13 protein-coding genes are annotated in these 15,300 nt (G+C 73.2%); 6 read left to right on the forward strand and 7 right to left on the reverse strand.

Going from position 1 to position 15,300, the window contains the following annotated elements; all coding sequences use genetic code 11:
• Positions 1-19 precede the first annotated feature (19 nt).
• Together ACIGXO_RS18860 and ACIGXO_RS18865 are read right to left on the reverse strand one after the other, a co-directional pair.
• Positions 20-1,117: a MerR family transcriptional regulator gene (locus ACIGXO_RS18860; protein ID WP_399787671.1), complete on the reverse strand. Its 1,098-nt coding sequence runs from the start codon at positions 1,115-1,117 to the stop codon at positions 20-22.
• Between the two features lie 138 nt (positions 1,118-1,255).
• A complete protein-coding gene (locus ACIGXO_RS18865; RefSeq protein WP_399787674.1) occupies positions 1,256-2,506 on the reverse strand; it encodes an amidohydrolase in 1,251 nt (416 codons plus the stop codon).
• Positions 2,507-2,777: 271 nt separating this feature from the next.
• On the opposite strand from ACIGXO_RS18865, the gene ACIGXO_RS18870 reads away from it, so the two are divergent.
• Positions 2,778-3,875: a methyltransferase gene (locus ACIGXO_RS18870; RefSeq protein WP_399787677.1), complete on the forward strand. Its 1,098-nt coding sequence runs from the start codon at positions 2,778-2,780 to the stop codon at positions 3,873-3,875.
• A 43-nt stretch (positions 3,876-3,918) separates the two neighbouring features.
• Here ACIGXO_RS18870 and ACIGXO_RS18875 read toward each other — a convergent pair whose 3' ends face one another.
• Positions 3,919-4,554, reverse strand: coding sequence for a group III truncated hemoglobin (locus ACIGXO_RS18875; RefSeq protein WP_399787680.1), 636 nt, complete (start codon positions 4,552-4,554; stop codon positions 3,919-3,921).
• Between the two features lie 330 nt (positions 4,555-4,884).
• Here ACIGXO_RS18875 and ACIGXO_RS18880 point away from each other — a divergent pair, with 330 nt between their 5' ends.
• The 3 genes from ACIGXO_RS18880 to ACIGXO_RS18890 all read left to right on the forward strand — a co-directional run bounded on the left by ACIGXO_RS18880 (position 4,885) and on the right by ACIGXO_RS18890 (position 7,627).
• Entirely contained in the window at positions 4,885-5,709 is an 825-nt protein-coding gene (locus ACIGXO_RS18880; protein ID WP_399787683.1) for a hypothetical protein, read from the forward strand.
• A gap of 54 nt (positions 5,710-5,763) precedes the next feature.
• Positions 5,764-6,924: a P1 family peptidase gene (locus ACIGXO_RS18885; RefSeq protein ID WP_399787686.1), complete on the forward strand. Its 1,161-nt coding sequence runs from the start codon at positions 5,764-5,766 to the stop codon at positions 6,922-6,924.
• Between the two features lie 97 nt (positions 6,925-7,021).
• Entirely contained in the window at positions 7,022-7,627 is a 606-nt protein-coding gene (locus tag ACIGXO_RS18890; RefSeq protein WP_399787689.1) for a YIP1 family protein, read from the forward strand.
• Between the two features lie 115 nt (positions 7,628-7,742).
• Here the strand turns inward: ACIGXO_RS18890 and ACIGXO_RS18895 are convergent, their stop codons facing one another.
• Positions 7,743-8,000 carry a hypothetical protein gene (locus ACIGXO_RS18895; RefSeq protein ID WP_399787692.1) on the reverse strand — a complete coding sequence of 86 codons (258 nt, stop codon included), beginning with the start codon at positions 7,998-8,000 and terminating at the stop codon, positions 7,743-7,745.
• A gap of 505 nt (positions 8,001-8,505) precedes the next feature.
• On the opposite strand from ACIGXO_RS18895, the gene ACIGXO_RS18900 reads away from it, so the two are divergent.
• Together ACIGXO_RS18900 and ACIGXO_RS18905 are read left to right on the forward strand one after the other, a co-directional pair.
• Positions 8,506-9,693 (forward strand): CaiB/BaiF CoA transferase family protein, encoded by a 1,188-nt coding sequence (locus ACIGXO_RS18900; protein ID WP_399787694.1) that lies wholly within the window; start codon positions 8,506-8,508, stop codon positions 9,691-9,693.
• Between the two features lie 79 nt (positions 9,694-9,772).
• Positions 9,773-11,056, forward strand: coding sequence for an Ig-like domain-containing protein (locus ACIGXO_RS18905; RefSeq protein WP_399788493.1), 1,284 nt, complete (start codon positions 9,773-9,775; stop codon positions 11,054-11,056).
• A gap of 127 nt (positions 11,057-11,183) precedes the next feature.
• Here ACIGXO_RS18905 and ACIGXO_RS18910 read toward each other — a convergent pair whose 3' ends face one another.
• The 3 genes from ACIGXO_RS18910 to ACIGXO_RS18920 all read right to left on the reverse strand — a co-directional run bounded on the left by ACIGXO_RS18910 (position 11,184) and on the right by ACIGXO_RS18920 (position 15,100).
• On the reverse strand, positions 11,184-13,271 hold the full coding sequence (locus tag ACIGXO_RS18910; RefSeq protein ID WP_399787697.1) for a fructose-specific PTS transporter subunit EIIC: 2,088 nt from the start codon (positions 13,269-13,271) through the stop codon (positions 11,184-11,186).
• 123 nt (positions 13,272-13,394) lie between these two features.
• Entirely contained in the window at positions 13,395-14,342 is a 948-nt protein-coding gene (pfkB, locus tag ACIGXO_RS18915) for a 1-phosphofructokinase (protein WP_399787700.1), read from the reverse strand.
• Positions 14,339-15,100 carry a DeoR/GlpR family DNA-binding transcription regulator gene (locus ACIGXO_RS18920; protein ID WP_399787703.1) on the reverse strand — a complete coding sequence of 254 codons (762 nt, stop codon included), beginning with the start codon at positions 15,098-15,100 and terminating at the stop codon, positions 14,339-14,341. Before ACIGXO_RS18920 ends, pfkB begins: the two co-directional genes overlap by 4 nt.
• Between the last annotated feature and the right edge of the window lie 200 nt (positions 15,101-15,300).

Below are 15,300 nucleotides of genomic sequence, written 5' to 3' on the forward strand. Positions count from 1 at the left end.
CCCTCAAGGCACAGGGGCCTCAGAGGCCGGTGTGCGATCCCGTTGCCGTGACCGTGTCCGCGACGACGCAGCTGACGTTGTCCGGGGCGCCGGCTTCGTGGGCGAGCGCGATCAGGTCGCGCACCGCCTCTTCCGGGGTGCCGCGCGTGGCCAGTACGCGGCGCAGGTCCGCGTCCGTGACCACGCCGTACAGGCCGTCGGAGCAGAGCAGGTAGCGGTCGCCGGGCCGGGCGTCGTGCAGCTTCACGTCCGGTACGGAGCCGTCGCCGTCCCGGCCGTCCAGCGCCCGCAGCAGCAGCGCCCGCTGCGGGTGCGCGGACGCCTCCTCGGGGGTGATCCGGCCCTCGTCGACGAGGGACTGGACGAGGGTGTGGTCGTGCGTGATGCGGAAGAAGCCGCCGTCGCGCAGCAGGTAGGCGCGGGAGTCACCGACGTGCACGAGTGCCAGCCGGGAGCCGGTCCACAGCATCGCGGTGAGGGTGGTGCCGCTGTCCTCGCCGGTGCTCCGCTCCGCCACGGCCCGGTTCGCCCGTCCCACCGCCTCGCTGAGGGTGTTGAGGATGTCGCCGGGGAGCGGGGCCGGGGCGTTCTCCAGGGTGCGCAGGGCCTCTATCGCGGCGGTACCGGCCGCTGCTCCGTCCGCGCCGAAGCCGTCGGCGACCGCGAGCAGCCGGCTGTCCGCGTATGCCGTGTCCTGGTTGCCCTCGCGCACCAGGCCGGTGTCCGACAGGGCCGCGTACCGGATGCCGGTGATCGTCTCGTGGGTCATGGCCGTTTCCTCTCCGCTGAGCTGGTCGATGAGGAAGGCGGCCAGGTCCCGGCGCGCCGCGGTGTCCGCCTCGACCCCGGCCCAGTACGCCGCGATCTCCGCGGCGGCCTCGGCCGGGGCCAGGTCGCACACCGTCCGGATGCGGGCCAGCGGCATGTCCAGGCGGCGCAACCACGCGACCAGCCGGGCCCGTTCGAGCTGGTCCCGGGCGTAGAAGCGGTAGCCGTTGAACGGATCGACGCGGGCCGGGCGCAGCAGGCCCAGGTCGTCGTAGAGCCGCAGCGCCTTGGGTGAGAGCCGGGAGGCGCGGGCGAACGCACCGATCGTCAGCAGACCGTCCTCCGCCACGCGTTACCCCTTTCCGGCCGCCCGGAGCGCCGCGCCCCGCGAGCCGGTGCCTGGACACCGGACCCTGGTCCGCCTTCCGGGACCGAGGCTGGGGCCTGCCCCAAGGGCAAGGTCAACGCCGGTAACGGCTCCCCTCTCTCAGGCCCCCGACCCGTCCTTCCCCAGCCGCGTCAGCGCCGCCGCCACCAGTGCCCGCGTCCCCATGGACAGCGTCGGCTGCTGGACCGGCGCGAAGTACGCCGAGTGGTTGGAGGGGATGTCCTGGGAGAGCCGGCCGGCCTCCATCGCCTTGCGGAAGGCGGCCGGGTCCCAGCCGCCGAGCCACCAGTAGTACAGCGGGGCGCCCGCCGCCGTGGCGAGCAGGCCCGCGTCCTCGCTGCCGGAGGCCGGGTCGAAGGGGAACAGCGCCTGCTCGCCGAAGAGTCCGGCGAAGGCGGTGTTGACCTCGCGCAGCGCCTCGGAGTCGTTGCGGGTGACGGGGAAGGTGGCGAGGGTTTCGGTCTCGGGCGCGCGGGCCGCGCCGGACGCGGCGGCCTCGGCGCGGGCGATCCGGTCGACGGCGGCCAGCACCCGGGCGCGTACCTCCTCGTCGAAGGTGCGGATGCTGAGCTGCACGGTGGCGTGGTCGGGAATGACGTTCGGGGCGTCGCCCGCGTGGAAGGAGCCGACGGTGACGACGGCCTGTTCCCTGGGCGCGGTCTCGCGGGCGACGACGGACTGCACGCGCTGTACGAACGAGGCGGCCATCAGGATCGGGTCGACCGTGGTCTCGGGGCGGGAGCCGTGGCCGCCGGTGCCGTGGAAGGTGATCCGCAGACTGTCGGCGGCGGCCATGCAGGCGCCGTCGTGGTACGCGATCAGGCCGGCTCCGAGCGGCGCGACGTGCTGCGCGAAGACCACGTCCGGCACCGGGACCTTGCTGTAGAGGCCGTCGTCGATCATCTTCTGCGCGCCGCCGCCCTCCTCCTCGGCGGGCTGGAAGAGGACAACGAGGGTGCCGGACCAGTGCTCGCGTCCGGCGGCGAGCAGGCCGGCCGCGCCGGCCAGGCACGTGACGTGCACGTCGTGGCCGCAGGCGTGCATCACGCCCGGCTCGGTGGAGGCGTACGGGAGGCCGGACCGCTCGGTCACGGGCAGCGCGTCCAAGTCGGCGCGGAGCAGGACCGTCGGCCCCTCGCCGTTGCGCAGTACGCCCACCACGCCGGTGCGGCCGATGCCGGTGAGGACGTCGTAGCCGTCGGCCTCCAGGCGACGGGCGGCCTCGGCGGCGGTGCGGGTCTCCTGGAAGGACAGTTCGGGATGCCGGTGCAGATCTTCGTAGAGGGCTTCGAGGTCCGCCATGCGGGCGTCGAGCGGGGCCAGGACCATCTCACGCGCACGATCGCTCATGTACCGCATTCGATCACGGCGGGCTCGTACCGGGACAGAGGACGCGGCACGTCGGGTGGCGCCCTCCGGGCACGGGCCCCGGCCTCGGCGGAGCGGCCGGGAAAGCCGCCGCGGTGGCCGGAGTTCGCGGGTGTCCGGGAGGCGCCGGTGACAGGCGGGCCGGGCGCTGCCACGGTGGACCCTCGGTACGGGACGACTCAGCACGGTTCAGGTGAGTGACGGGAGGCGGACGTTGACCACTTCATCAGCCGGCCGGTCCACGGAGCGGCCCATGGACCCGCCCACGGCCCCCCTCGCGGGCCGCCCGGCGAACCGATCCGCCGACGGCCGGACGCCGGAGGATCCGGTCGCCTTCCTGATGGAGCACGCGCTGGGGCACCTGTTCTCCGCCGCGCTGCGCACCGCGGTCGAGTACCGCGTCGCGGACCACCTGGCGGCCGGTCCGCGCACGGCCGACCAGCTCGCGGAGGCCACCGGCACGCACGGCCCCCACCTGCGGCGCGTGCTGCGCTACCTCGCCACCCGGGACATCTTCCGCGAGGACGCGACCGGCACCTTCCGGCTGACGCCGGCGGCGCAGCCGCTCCGCTCGGACGTGCCGCACTCCCTGCGGGACGCGGTGCTGATGATGACCGACGAGACGTTCCGACGGTCCTCGGCCGCGCTGGCGGAGACCGTGCGGTCCGCCGGGCCGTCGTTCGACCGGCTCTTCGGGGCGCCGCTCTTCGAGTTCCTGGCCGCCGACTCCGGGATGCGCGAGCTGTTCGACTCGGGGATGGCGTCGCTGTCCGGCCCGGTGGACGGGCTGGTCGCGGAGAGCTATCCGTTCCCCGAGGGCAGCACGGTGGTCGACGTCGGCGGCGGCCGGGGCGGCCTGCTGCGGTCCGTCCTGGAGCTCCACCCCTCGCTGTCCGGGGTGCTCTACGACCAGGCGCCGGCGGTCGCCCGGCACCTGCTGGACGTACCGGAGCTGGCGGGCCGCTGGCGGGCGGAGGCGGGCGACTTCTTCACCGCGGTGCCGGAAGGCGGCGACGTCTATGTACTCAAGCACGTGCTGCACGACTGGCCGGACGCGGCCTGCGTGGACATCCTGCGGCAGGTCAGGGCCTCGATCCCGGTGCACGGACGACTGCTGATCGTCGACTCGGTGCTGCCGGAGGGCAACGCGCCGCACTACGGCAAGGCGATGGACGTGGCGATGATGGCGGTCCTCGAGGGCCGGGAGCGGACCGCCGAGGAGTACGCCACGCTGCTCTCCGCGGCGGACTTCCGGCTGACCCGCGTCCTGTCCACGCCCGCCTTCCCCTCGATCGTGGAGTCGGTACCGGCGGAGCGGACGGCGCCCCGGGCCGCGGAGAGCGGCGGCTAGGCGGCTGCCGTACGTGCTGACGCGTGACCGGCTGCGCCGCCTGTTACAGCGCGGCCGCCGGCTGTACGCGCGGCCCCGGCGCCCGCAGCCGCAGTGCCGCCAGCGGTACGAAGCCGCCGGGGCCGCCCCCGGTGTCGGCGGCCGGGCCGTACAGGCGGCGCAGCATCGCGACCGCGAGCCGTTCGCCCTGCGCCTTGGCGCGTTCGGCGCGCGGCCCGGCGTGCAGCCCGTCCACGGTGGCGTGCCACAGCTGGACCCAGCGCCCGAAGTGCGCGGCGGTCAGCGGCCGGACGGCGTGCAGGACGGCGTGCGCGGCGAAGACGTCGCCGCGGTACTCCGCGGTGCGGAACAGCGCCCGCTCCCAGAAGTCGGTGATCGCCGGCAGGTGCGCCGTCAGGTCGGTGCCCGCGACATCGGTGAAGAACGGGCCGATCAGCGGATCGGCGAAGGCGGCGGTGTAGAAGCGGCGCAGCAGCCGGTCGAGGTCGGGACGCCCGGCGAGGTCCGCGCGGCCCGCCGAGGCCGGGCCACGGCCCTCCGCGGCATCGCCCTCCGGGGCCCGCCCCGGCCCCGGCCCCTCGGATATCCGCTGCTCAACCCCGGGACCGGACGGCACATCCGCTGTGCCGGTCCGCACTTCCCCGTCGCACGACTCCGTCACCGCCGATGCTCCCGCCACTCGCGCCGTCTCCACCGCTCACCGCTTCCCCGGCTTCCCATAGTGCCCGATTCCGCCGCATCGCCCCGCACATCACCGGCATCAAATCCGGTCAACCCCCGCTGACCGGGAGGCAGCGGCCGACCGGGCCGCCGTACAGTACGCCGCGCCAACTGTCCGCCCCGCAACGGTGGATACCCACTCCGCGCCGGCACCGATCGCCACACGGCATGATGTGCAGAACAAGCGGAACAAGGGACCCGCGGGGCTAAACCCACCCTGTGAAGGGTAGGGTACGTATTGCCCCCTTTTATGCCCAGGAAGCGCCGTCGCGCGAGGAGTTGTCACTACATGGCAGGCCGGCACGCCCAGCCCAGTGAGCGAATACGCCTGTCCCGACGGGGCAAGGCCGTCGGCGGCGCGGCCGTGGTCGTGCTGATGGGCGCCGCGCTGTGCGCCTGGCCGGCCTCGGGGGACGATCACCGCACAGCCGGCGTCTCGGTGACGGCACAGGACGAGCCCACCGCGACCGCCTCCTCCAAGCAGCGCCCCACCGGCCTCAAGCAGGGCTCCCCCGTCCGTACGGAGCCGGGCCACATCCCCGGCCTCGACGCGGCCACCCGGGACCGCATCCCGGCCGACTCCCAGCAGGTCCTCGTCGTCACGGGCGAGGACGTCGACTCGCACGACTCGACCGTCACGCTCTACACCCGCGCCAAGGACTCCGAGAAGTGGCGCGCGGGCACGGCGTGGGCCGCGCACAACGCCGCCAAGGGCTGGGCCAAGGACCACCACTACGGCGACCTGCGCTCGCCCGAGGGCGTCTTCTCGCTCAGCGACGCGGGCGGCAAGCTGGCCCCGCCGCGCGGCACGAAGCTCCCGTACGACCACAACCCCGCCTTCGTGGCCAACGGCTCCGGCGTGGAGGGCGAGCCGCTGGCCGGCTCCTTCGACTACGTCATCGCGATCGACTACAACCGCGTGCCGGGCTCCTCGCCGCTGGACCCGCGGCGCCCCGAAGGCGCGGCGAAGGGCGGCGGCGTCTGGCTGCACGTCGACCACGACGGCCCCACCCAGGGCTGCATCAGCCTCAAGGCCGATGTGATGCGCGAGCTGCTGCGGACGCTGGATCCGGCCAAGCACCCCGTCATCGTGATGGGCCCGTCGGGCCGCTGAGACCGGCTCCGGGCAATCCCCTCCGGGGCCGCGCGCGCGTGGTACGCATGGGCCATGGCTGACCCCACACGTACCGGACAGTCCCCCGACGCGGGCACCTCGGACACCGAGCAGTCCCTCACCCCGCACGGCCCCCACGACGCGCTGACGGACGTACCGGGTCTCCGGGTCGGGCACGCGCAGCGCACGGACGCGGGCCACCTCACCGGCACGACCGTCGTCCTCGCGCCCGAGGGCGGCGCGGTCGCCGCCGTCGACGTACGGGGCGGCGGCCCCGGCACCCGCGAGACCGACGCCCTGGACCCGCGCAACCTCGTACAGCGCGTGGACGCCGTGGTACTGACGGGCGGCAGCGCCTTCGGGCTGGACGCGGCCTCCGGTGTGGCGGGCTGGCTGGAGGACCACGGCCGGGGCTTCCAGGTGGGGCCCGATCCCGCGCAGGTGGTGCCGGTGGTGCCCGCAGCCGCCCTCTTCGACCTGGGGCGGGGCGGCGACTGGCGGGCCCGCCCGGACGCGGCGCTCGGCCGCGCGGCGATCGAGGCGGCGCACCGCAGCGCGCCCGGATCGGCGGTGGCGCAGGGCAACGTGGGCGCCGGTACGGGCGCGGTGGCCGGCGGCCTGAAGGGCGGCATCGGCACGGCGAGCGTCGTCCTGCCGTCGGGGGTGACCGTCGCGGTACTCGCGGCGGTCAACGCGGCGGGCTCGGCGGTCGACCCGGTGACCGGGCTGCTGTACGGACGGCTCTACCAGGGCACCGCGCGGCCGCCCGCGCCCGAGGCGCACACCGCGGCGACGCGCCGGCTGGCCGCCGCCCGCGCGGAGTCGGCGGCGCGCTCGGCGGCCTCCGTGCGCCCGCCGCTGAACACCACACTCGCCGTCGTCGCCACGGACGCCGCGCTGACCCGTGCCCAGGCGCAGAAGCTCGCGGGCACCGCGCACGACGGACTGGCCCGCGCCATAAGGCCGGTACACCTGCTCTCGGACGGCGACACGGTCTTCGCGCTGGCCACCGGGGACCGGCCCGCGGCGCCGGAGAGCGCGGAGGCCGACCCGGCGTTCGCCGTGCACGCCGACGCCGGAGCGGTCAACGAGATCCTGGCGGCCGGCGCCGACGCGCTGACCCGCGCCGTCGTGAAGGCGATGCTGGCGGCGGAGGGCGTGGACGGCCCGGGCGGCGTCTTCCCCTCGTACACCGACCTGTACGGGACCGGCTGAGCGGCACCGCACCGGCTCGGCGGTACCGCACCGGCCCTGCCGCGCGCACCGGTCCCTGCCTCGTCGCCGCGTGAATCCCGGTGGTAGAAACGGCCATATGCCCGTACCTCCGCCCACCCTCGTCCAGCCGGCCTCCGCACCCGAGCCCGCCGCCAAGCGGCGCCGGCTGTGGTGGCACCGGCTGATCCTGGGGCTGTGGTACCGGCCGGTGGAGGTACTGGACGAGGCGCGCGACCGCGGGGCGTGGAGCGCGGCGGTGCTGCTGACGCTGCTCGGCGGCGCGCTCGGACTGCTGGCGTCGAAGTCCTTCCGTTCGCAGTGGGGGACCGGGCCGCAGGAGGTGGTGTGGCAGCTCGCGGGCCTCACCGAGGCGGGCGTACTGGTCGCGAGCCTGGGGCTCGGGCTGGTCACGCACGCCATAGCGCGCACCCTGGGCGGCAACGGCCGGCTCCGGCCGACGGTCAGCCTTTTCATCGTGGTGTTCTGGGTGACGGACCTGCCGCGTATCGCGCTGTCGTTCCTGCTGCCGGAGGGTCATCCCTTCGCGCAGGCCGTGGCGCTGACGACGTGGGGGTTCGGCTGCACGCTGGCCGTGCTGCTCATACGGGGACAGCACCATCTGACGACGCTGCGGTCGATGGGTGCGGTGGCGGTACAGATGCTGGCGTCGCTGGCACTGCTCAAGCTCGGCCCGATCGGCTGAGGGACCGCGCCCGACGGCCCTGAGCCCTCCGAGCCTGCGGGTGACCGCGCGTCAGGCCCCGGTCCACTGACCTCGTGTCAGGTCCCCAGGTCAGTGATCGCGTGTCAGGTCCAGGTCAGTGACCGCGCGTCAGTTCCCGTACGAGTCCGGCGAACGCCTCGCGCTCGGCCGCGGTCAGCTCGACGCTCTCCGACGGCGGGACGACCTGCCGCGGTACGGCCTTGAGCAGCCGCGGGGCCGCGACCGCGCCCGGCGGCTGGGGCGCGCGACGGTCCCGGCGCACGGTCCGGACCAGCCCGAAGGCCCAGGCGAGGGTCGCGAGCAGCAGTACGGCCAGGCCGATCTGCTGCAGGGTCGAGACGGAGGGGAGCATCCAGTCCTCCATGGCGTACGGGCGCGGCGCTGCGCCGGCGCGCTCGGCACCGACGGCTGACGCGGAACAGTAGACACCACGCCTCGGGTTTTATGACAGGTTTTTATAGGACTTAAGGCCCCGAAGTGACGCATCTCCCACCACTCCCGGACCTTCCTGCATCACTCAGGGTTCTTCCCGCATCACGCCGCAACCATCCCTCATCCCACCGCATCAGGTGCGAGGCCCACAAGAATCGCCGGAAACACCGAAAGAATTCCGCCACAATTCCGCGCCGCGTCCGTAAGAACCGAGCGGCCAACGGCGTGGTGTCCCGGCTTCCGTCCATTTCGCCGGTACCTCCCCACTACTCCTGCACGGCCGAGTCGGGCGGTACACGTTGGACGCATCGGCGGGTTCCGTCCAGCCAAGATCGTCCGCGAGCATGGCGGCGCATCACTCACCCGATACGACAACCGGACCACCGATACGGGTGACCGGAGCACCGGTTCACCATGACGGAGGAGTGCGCGTGGAGTGTACGGACCAGCCGAAGCCGCTCGACGGAGTGCTCGTCGCCGACTTCAGCCGGGTGCTGGCGGGGCCGCTGGCCGCCGCGACCCTGGCGGACCTGGGCGCCCAGGTCGTCAAGGTGGAGCGGCCCGGCGCCGGCGATGACACCCGGGCCTGGGGGCCGCCCTTCGCGGCCGACGGCACGGCCGCGTACTTCGACGCCGCCAACCGCTCCAAGCACGGCCTCGCCCTGGACCTCTCCGCGCCGGACGACGCGGAGGCGGCCCGCGAACTGGCCGTGCGCGCCGACGTCCTGATCGAGAATTTCCGGCCCGGCGCGCTCGCCAAGTACGGCCTGGACCCGGTCTCCTCCCTCGCCGCCAACCCGGGCCTGGTGCACTGCTCGATCACCGGCTTCGGCTCGGGCGAGGGCGCCCACCTGCCCGGATACGACTTCGTCGTGCAGGCCGTCGGCGGGCTCATGAGCATCACGGGCGAGCCCGGCGGCCCGCCCCTGAAGGCAGGCGTGGCGCTGGTGGACGTACTGACCGCGAAGGACGCCACGACCGGCATCCTGGCGGCGCTGCGCCACCGGGACCGCACGGGCGAGGGGCAGCACGTCGAGGTGAACCTGCTGTCCTCCCTGCTGGGTTCGCTGGTCAACCAGGCGTCCGGTCATCTGGCCACCGGCCGCGACCCGGGCCCGATGGGCAACCGGCACCCGAGCATCGCGCCGTACGAGACGCTGGCCTGCCGTGACGGGCTGCTGGCGGTGGCGGTGGGGAATGACCGTCAGTTCCGGGCGCTGGCGGCGGCGCTGGGCGCGCCGGAGCTGGCCGAGGACGCGCGGTTCGCGACCAATCCGGACCGGGTGGTGCACCGCACGGAGCTGGTGAAGGAGCTGGAGGCGCGGCTGGCGGGCGACACGGCGCGGGGCTGGACGGAGCGGCTCGGCAAGGTGTCGGTGCCCTGTGGGCCCGTCAACACCCTGAGCGAGGCCCTGGAGTTCGCGGCGGGACTGGGGCTGGATCCGGTCGTTCCCGTGGGCGAGGGCCGGATACCCCAAGTACGCAGCCCCCTGCGACTGTCCCGTACTCCGGTGGCCGAACCGGCCGCGCCGCCGCGGCTGGACGAACACGGAGCGCAGCTCCGGGAGTGGCTGGCCGGACCGTCCGACCAGCCCCTTCCCCCACTCGTGTGACATCCGTCACAAGATATGGAGAGCTGCAACCAAAACGGCTCACAGTCGCTGTTTAAGAACAGTGGACCAACACTCTTGCCTGGAGCAGCTCGTGACAACGCCGGACAACGCAGCGCCCGCACAGCCCCGCACTTCGCGCTCGCGGCGGCGCGGCCTCGCGGCGGCGGCACTGCTCGCAGTCGGCGCCCTGGCCCTGACCGCCTGCGGCGGTGACGCCTCGGGCGCGAACAACAAGGACGGGCAGGCCGGCGCCGACGCCGCGGCCGCCAAGGACGCCTCCGACGCCAAGATCAAGGTGTCGGCGAAGGACGGCTCCAGCGGCGCCAGCATCAACGGTACGAACGTGAAGGTCAGCGGCGGCAAGCTGACGAAGGTGACGCTGACGCGGGTGGACACCGGCGAGAAGGTCGCCGGATCCATATCCGCCGACGGCTCCGCCTGGAAGCCGGACGTGCAGCTGGAGCGCGGTACGAAGTACCAGCTGGCCGCCAGCGCCAAGGACTCCGAAGGCCGCTCGGCGGCCGAGAACTCCACCTTCACCACGGTGTCGCCCGCCAACAGCTTCATCGGCACCTACACCCCGGACGACGGCAAGACCGTCGGCGTGGGCATGCCGGTCTCCTTCAACTTCGACAAGGCCATCACTGACCAGAAGGCCGTGCAGTCGCACATCACGGTGAGCACCAGCAGCGGCCAGCAGGTCGTCGGCCACTGGTTCGGCAACCAGCGCCTGGACTTCCGTCCCAAGGACTACTGGAAGGCCGGCTCCAAGGTCACGATGAAGATCGACCTGGACGGCGTGGAGGGCGCGAACGGCGTCACCGGCGTCCAGGACAAGACGGTCAGCTTCACCATCGGCCGCTCCCAGGTCTCCACCGTCGACATGAACACCCAGATGATGACGGTCGAGCGGGACGGCAAGACCCTCAAGAAGATCCCGATCTCCGGCGGCAGCCCCGAGAACCCGACCTACAACGGTCAGATGGTGATCTCGGAGAAGTTCAAGGAGACCCGGATGGACGGCTCGACGGTCGGCTTCACCAAGAAGGACGGCAAGGGCGAGTACGACATCAAGGACGTGCCGCACGCCATGCGGCTCTCCGCCTCCGGCACCTTCATCCACGGCAACTACTGGGGCGCGCCCTCGATCTTCGGCCAGTCCGGCACCAGCCACGGCTGTGTGGGCCTGCGGGACGCGAAGGGCGCCAACAGCGACACCCCCGGCAAGTGGTTCTACGACAACTCGCTCATCGGTGACGTGGTCGTGGTGAAGAACTCCAAGGACAAGACCATCCAGCCCGACAACGGCCTCAACGGCTGGAACATGTCGTGGGACGAGTGGACGGCGGGCAGCGCGGTCTGATCAGCGCGGCCTGACCACCGAACTCTCCCTGTACGCAGACGCAGCTCCGTACGCAGACGTACACCACCCCGCTGCCGGGCACTGGCAGCGGGGTGGTGTGTTCTGGGGAGGGGCGGGGCACCGGTTCTCAGGCGGCGACCGGCTCCCTCTTCGCCTCGGCGGTCGCCAGCGGCTCGTCCTCCGCGGCGGGCACCGCCGCCTCCGTACCGGTCTTGCGCATCCCCTTCAGGACGACCACCAGGGCCGTGCTGACGGCCACGCCGGCGGCGATCGCCACCAGGTACAGCAGCGGCTGGCCGATCAGCGGGACCACGAAGATGCCGCCGTGCGGGGCGCGCAGGGTGCAGCCGAAGGCCATCGACAGGGCACCGGTCACCGCGCCGCCCGCCATCGCCGACGGGATGACGCGCAGCGGGTCGCCCGCCGCGAACGGGATCGCGCCCTCGGTGATGAACGAAGCGCCCAGCACCCAGGCGGCCTTGCCGTTCTCCTGCTCGGCCTTGGTGAACAGCTTGCCGCGCACCGTCGTGGCCAGCGCCATCGCCAGCGGCGGGACCATGCCGGCCGCCATCACCGCGGCCATGACCTTCAGGCTGCCCTCGTTGGGGTTGGCCAGGCCGCCGACCGCGAAGGCGTACGCGACCTTGTTCAGCGGGCCGCCCAGGTCGAAGCACATCATCAGGCCGAGGATGACGCCCAGGATGATCGCGTTGGCGCCGGTCAGGCCGGACAGCCAGTCGGTCAGCGCCTTCTGGAGCGCGGCGATCGGCTTGCCGATGACCAGGAACATCAGGAACCCGACCACGGCCGAGGAGACCAGTGGGATCACCACCACCGGCATGATGCCGCGCAGCGGCGCCGGCACCCTGACCCGCTGGATGGCCATCACCACCGCGCCCGCGAGCAGACCGGCGATCAGGCCGCCGAGGAAGCCCGCGTTGATGGTCAGGGCGATCGAGCCGCCCACGAAGCCCGGTACGAGACCCGGTCGGTCGGCCATGCCGTACGCGATGAACCCGGCCAGTACCGGCACGAGGAAGGTGAAGGCCACGTTGCCGATCTGGAAGAGCAGCGCGGCCCAGCTGCTGGTCTCGGTCCAGACGAAGTGCTCGGCGACGGACGGCGCCTTGTTGATCGTGTAGCCGCCGATCGCGAAGGCCAGGGCCATCAGCAGACCGCCGGCGGCGACGAACGGCACCATGTAACTGACGCCGGTCATCAGCCACTTGCGCAGCCGGGTGGCGTAGCCGTCGCCCTGCTCGCCGTCCCGGTCCATGGGCGCGTCACCGTGCGCGGCCGGCGCGCCGACCTCGCCGCGCGCCGCCTTCTCCCGTACCTCGGCGATCAGTTCGGCGGGGCGGTTGATGCCCGCCTTCACGCCGACGTCGACGACGGGCTTGCCCGCGAACCGCTCCCGGTCCCGGACCTCCACGTCGTGCGCGAAGATCACGCCGTCGGCGGCCGCGATCAGCGCGGGATCGAGGCGGGTGAACCCGGCCGACCCCTGCGTCTCGACCACCAGCTCGACGCCGGCTTCCTCGCCCGCCTTCGTCAGCGACTCGGCGGCCATGTAGGTGTGCGCGATGCCGGTGGGACAGGAGGTCACGGCGACGATCTTGAAGGTACTGGCGGCCTCGGGCTCCGGGGCCGCGGTGGGCTCCGCCGCCGGGGCCCCGGTCGTCTGCGGGGCCTCCGCTGCCGGGGTTTCCGCCGCCGGAGCCTCGGGCTCGGCGGTCCCGGCCGCGGGCTCAACGGTCTCCGCCCCGGCCTCGGGCTCGTCGCCCCGTACCAGCGCGGCAGCCCGCTGCGGGTCGTCCGCCGAGCGCAGCGCGCCGGTGAACTCCGCGTCCATCAGGTGCCGGGCCAGCGTCGAGAGGATCGACAGATGGTCGGCGTCGCCGCCGGTCGGCGCCGCGATCAGGAAGACCAGATCGGCCGGGCCGTCGGCGGCGCCGAAGTCGATGCCGGCGGCGCTGCGCCCGAAGGCCAGCGTCGGCTCGGTGACATGGGCACTCCGGCAGTGCGGGATGCCGATGCCGCCGTCCAGGCCGGTGGGCATCTGGGCCTCGCGCGCGGCGACATCCGCGAGGAAACCCTCCAGGTCGGTGACGCGACCTGCCGCCACCATCCGTTCGGCCAGCGACCTGGCGGCCGCTTCCTTGGTGTCGGCGGACAGGTCGAGGTCGACCAGGTCCGCGGTGATCAGCTCACTCATCGCGGGCTCCCTTGTGGACTGGGGACGAAGAGGGGGGTGCTTCCAGTACCGAGCCGAGCGAATCAAGCCCGTCCGGCGATTGAGGACAAACGTCTGCCGGGCAACCCCGGCGCACAGAACCGTTCATGACACGGCCTCCGTAAGCGGCCGATCCATCGGCACCGCATCCGTCACCGTCACATCCGACGGCCGCAGGTCGGCAGGCGTCGGCATCACGCTCCCCGGCAGCTGCACAGCAGCGGCCCCGTGCGCCACGGCCGAGGCGAGCGCCCGCTCGCCCACGCCCCCGGCGGCCAGGAACCCGGCCAACGAGGCATCCCCGGCGCCGACGTTGCTGCGCACCGCATCCACCTCGGAGCAGCCGTAATACGTACCGGTGGCGTCGACCAGCAGCTGACCGTCCGCGCCCAGCGAGGCCAGCACCGCCACGGCACCCAGCGCGCGCAGTTCCTCCGCGGCCTTCACCGCGTCGCCGATCGTGGCGAGCGGCCGGCCGACGGCCTGCGCCAGCTCCTCGGCGTTGGGCTTGACCACGTCGGGGCGCTCGCGCAGCGCGGCCGTCAGCGACGGTCCGGAGGTGTCCAGGGCGATCCGGGCCCCGGCCCGGTGCGCGCGGGCGACCAGGTCGGCGTACCACTCGGGCGCCAGCCCGCGCGGCAGGCTGCCGCAGCAGGCGATCCAGGCGGCGCCCGCCGAGCGCTCCCGTACGGTCTCCAGCAGCGCTTCGGACTCGGCCGCCGACAGCTCGGGACCGGACGCGTTGATCTTGGTGAGGGTGCCGTCCGGCTCGGCGACCGCGATGTTCGAACGGGTGGCCCCGGCGACCGGGACCGGCGCGACCTCTATCCCCTCGGCCACCAGCAGGTTGGCGAGCGCCTGCCCGGCCGGGCCGCCGACCGGCAGCACGGCGAGCGTCTCGTGCCCGGCGGCCGCGACCGCCCGGGAGACGTTGACGCCCTTGCCGCCGGGGTCGACCCGGTCGGCGCCGGCCCGCAGCACGGCGCCGCGCTCCAGAGCGGGCACCTCGTACGTGCGGTCCAGGCTGGGGTTGGGGGTGACGGTGAGGATCATGCGCGTACTACTTCCGTGCCCGCGCGCTCGATGGCGAGGGCGTTCTCGGGGCTGAGCCCGGTGTCGGTGATCAGGACGTCGACATCGGAGAGGTCGCCGAAGCGGGCGAAGTGCTGCTGCCCGAACTTCGAGGAGTCGGCGATCAGCACGACCCGCCGGGCGGCGCGGATCACCGCCCGCTTCACGGCGGCCTCGGCGAGGTCGGGCGTGGTCAGGCCGCCTTCCAGCGAGAAGCCGTTCGTCGCGAGGAAGAGGACGTCGGCGTTGATCTCGCGGTAGGCGCGCAGCGCCCAGTCGTCGACGGCGGCCCGCGTACGGTGCCGGATGCGGCCGCCGACGAGGTGCAGGGTGAGTCCGGGGTGGTCGGCGAGGCGGGCGGCGACCGGGAGACCGTGGGTCACGACGGTGACGTCGGACTCCAGCGGGAACTCGGCGGCCAGCCGGGCCGCGGTGGTGCCCGCGTCCAGGATCACGCTGCCGTCGTCGGGCAGCTCGGCGAGCGCGGCGCGCGCTATGCGGTCCTTCTCGTCGGCCGCGACGGTGTCCCGCTCGGCGAGGTCGGGCTCGAAGTCCAGCCGGCCCGCCGGTATCGCCCCGCCGTGCACCCGCCGGACCAGCCCGGCGCGGTCCAGCGCCTTCAGGTCGCGCCGCACGGTCTCGGCGGTGACCTGGAATTCCTCGGCGAGGGAGAGGACGTCGACCCGCCCACTGTCCCGGGCGAGGCGCAGGATCTCCTGCTGTCGTTCCGCTGCGTACATGCGACCTGGGTCCGTTCCGTTCCTGTCCGTGCGATGCCCGAACGTGTGGTTTCACTCGCAGGCTACGCCCGGATTTCTGCGAAGTAAACAGACTCGGGCAAAGGACAGACACAAACGGGCATGACGGGCCTGACGGGCCTACCGGCCCCTTCGACCGGCGGGCAGCAAAGAGCCCCGGCGCTCGGGGGAGGGCGCCGGGG

Origin of the sequence: Streptomyces sp. NPDC053542 (assembly GCF_044544685.1) — a bacterium.
GTDB lineage: Bacteria > Actinomycetota > Actinomycetes > Streptomycetales > Streptomycetaceae > Streptomyces.

Coding starts and splice junctions, on each gene's coding strand:
- ACIGXO_RS18865 (WP_399787674.1), bottom strand. CDS start 2,506: ATGAGCGATCGTGCGCGTGAGATGGTCCTGGCCCCGCTCGACGCCCGC.
- ACIGXO_RS18870 (WP_399787677.1), top strand. CDS start 2,778: ATGGACCCGCCCACGGCCCCCCTCGCGGGCCGCCCGGCGAACCGATCC.
- ACIGXO_RS18880 (WP_399787683.1), top strand. CDS start 4,885: ATGGCAGGCCGGCACGCCCAGCCCAGTGAGCGAATACGCCTGTCCCGA.
- ACIGXO_RS18885 (WP_399787686.1), top strand. CDS start 5,764: ATGGCTGACCCCACACGTACCGGACAGTCCCCCGACGCGGGCACCTCG.
- ACIGXO_RS18890 (WP_399787689.1), top strand. CDS start 7,022: ATGCCCGTACCTCCGCCCACCCTCGTCCAGCCGGCCTCCGCACCCGAG.
- ACIGXO_RS18895 (WP_399787692.1), bottom strand. CDS start 8,000: ATGCTCCCCTCCGTCTCGACCCTGCAGCAGATCGGCCTGGCCGTACTG.
- ACIGXO_RS18910 (WP_399787697.1), bottom strand. CDS start 13,271: ATGAGTGAGCTGATCACCGCGGACCTGGTCGACCTCGACCTGTCCGCC.
- pfkB (WP_399787700.1), bottom strand. CDS start 14,342: ATGATCCTCACCGTCACCCCCAACCCCAGCCTGGACCGCACGTACGAG.
- ACIGXO_RS18920 (WP_399787703.1), bottom strand. CDS start 15,100: ATGTACGCAGCGGAACGACAGCAGGAGATCCTGCGCCTCGCCCGGGAC.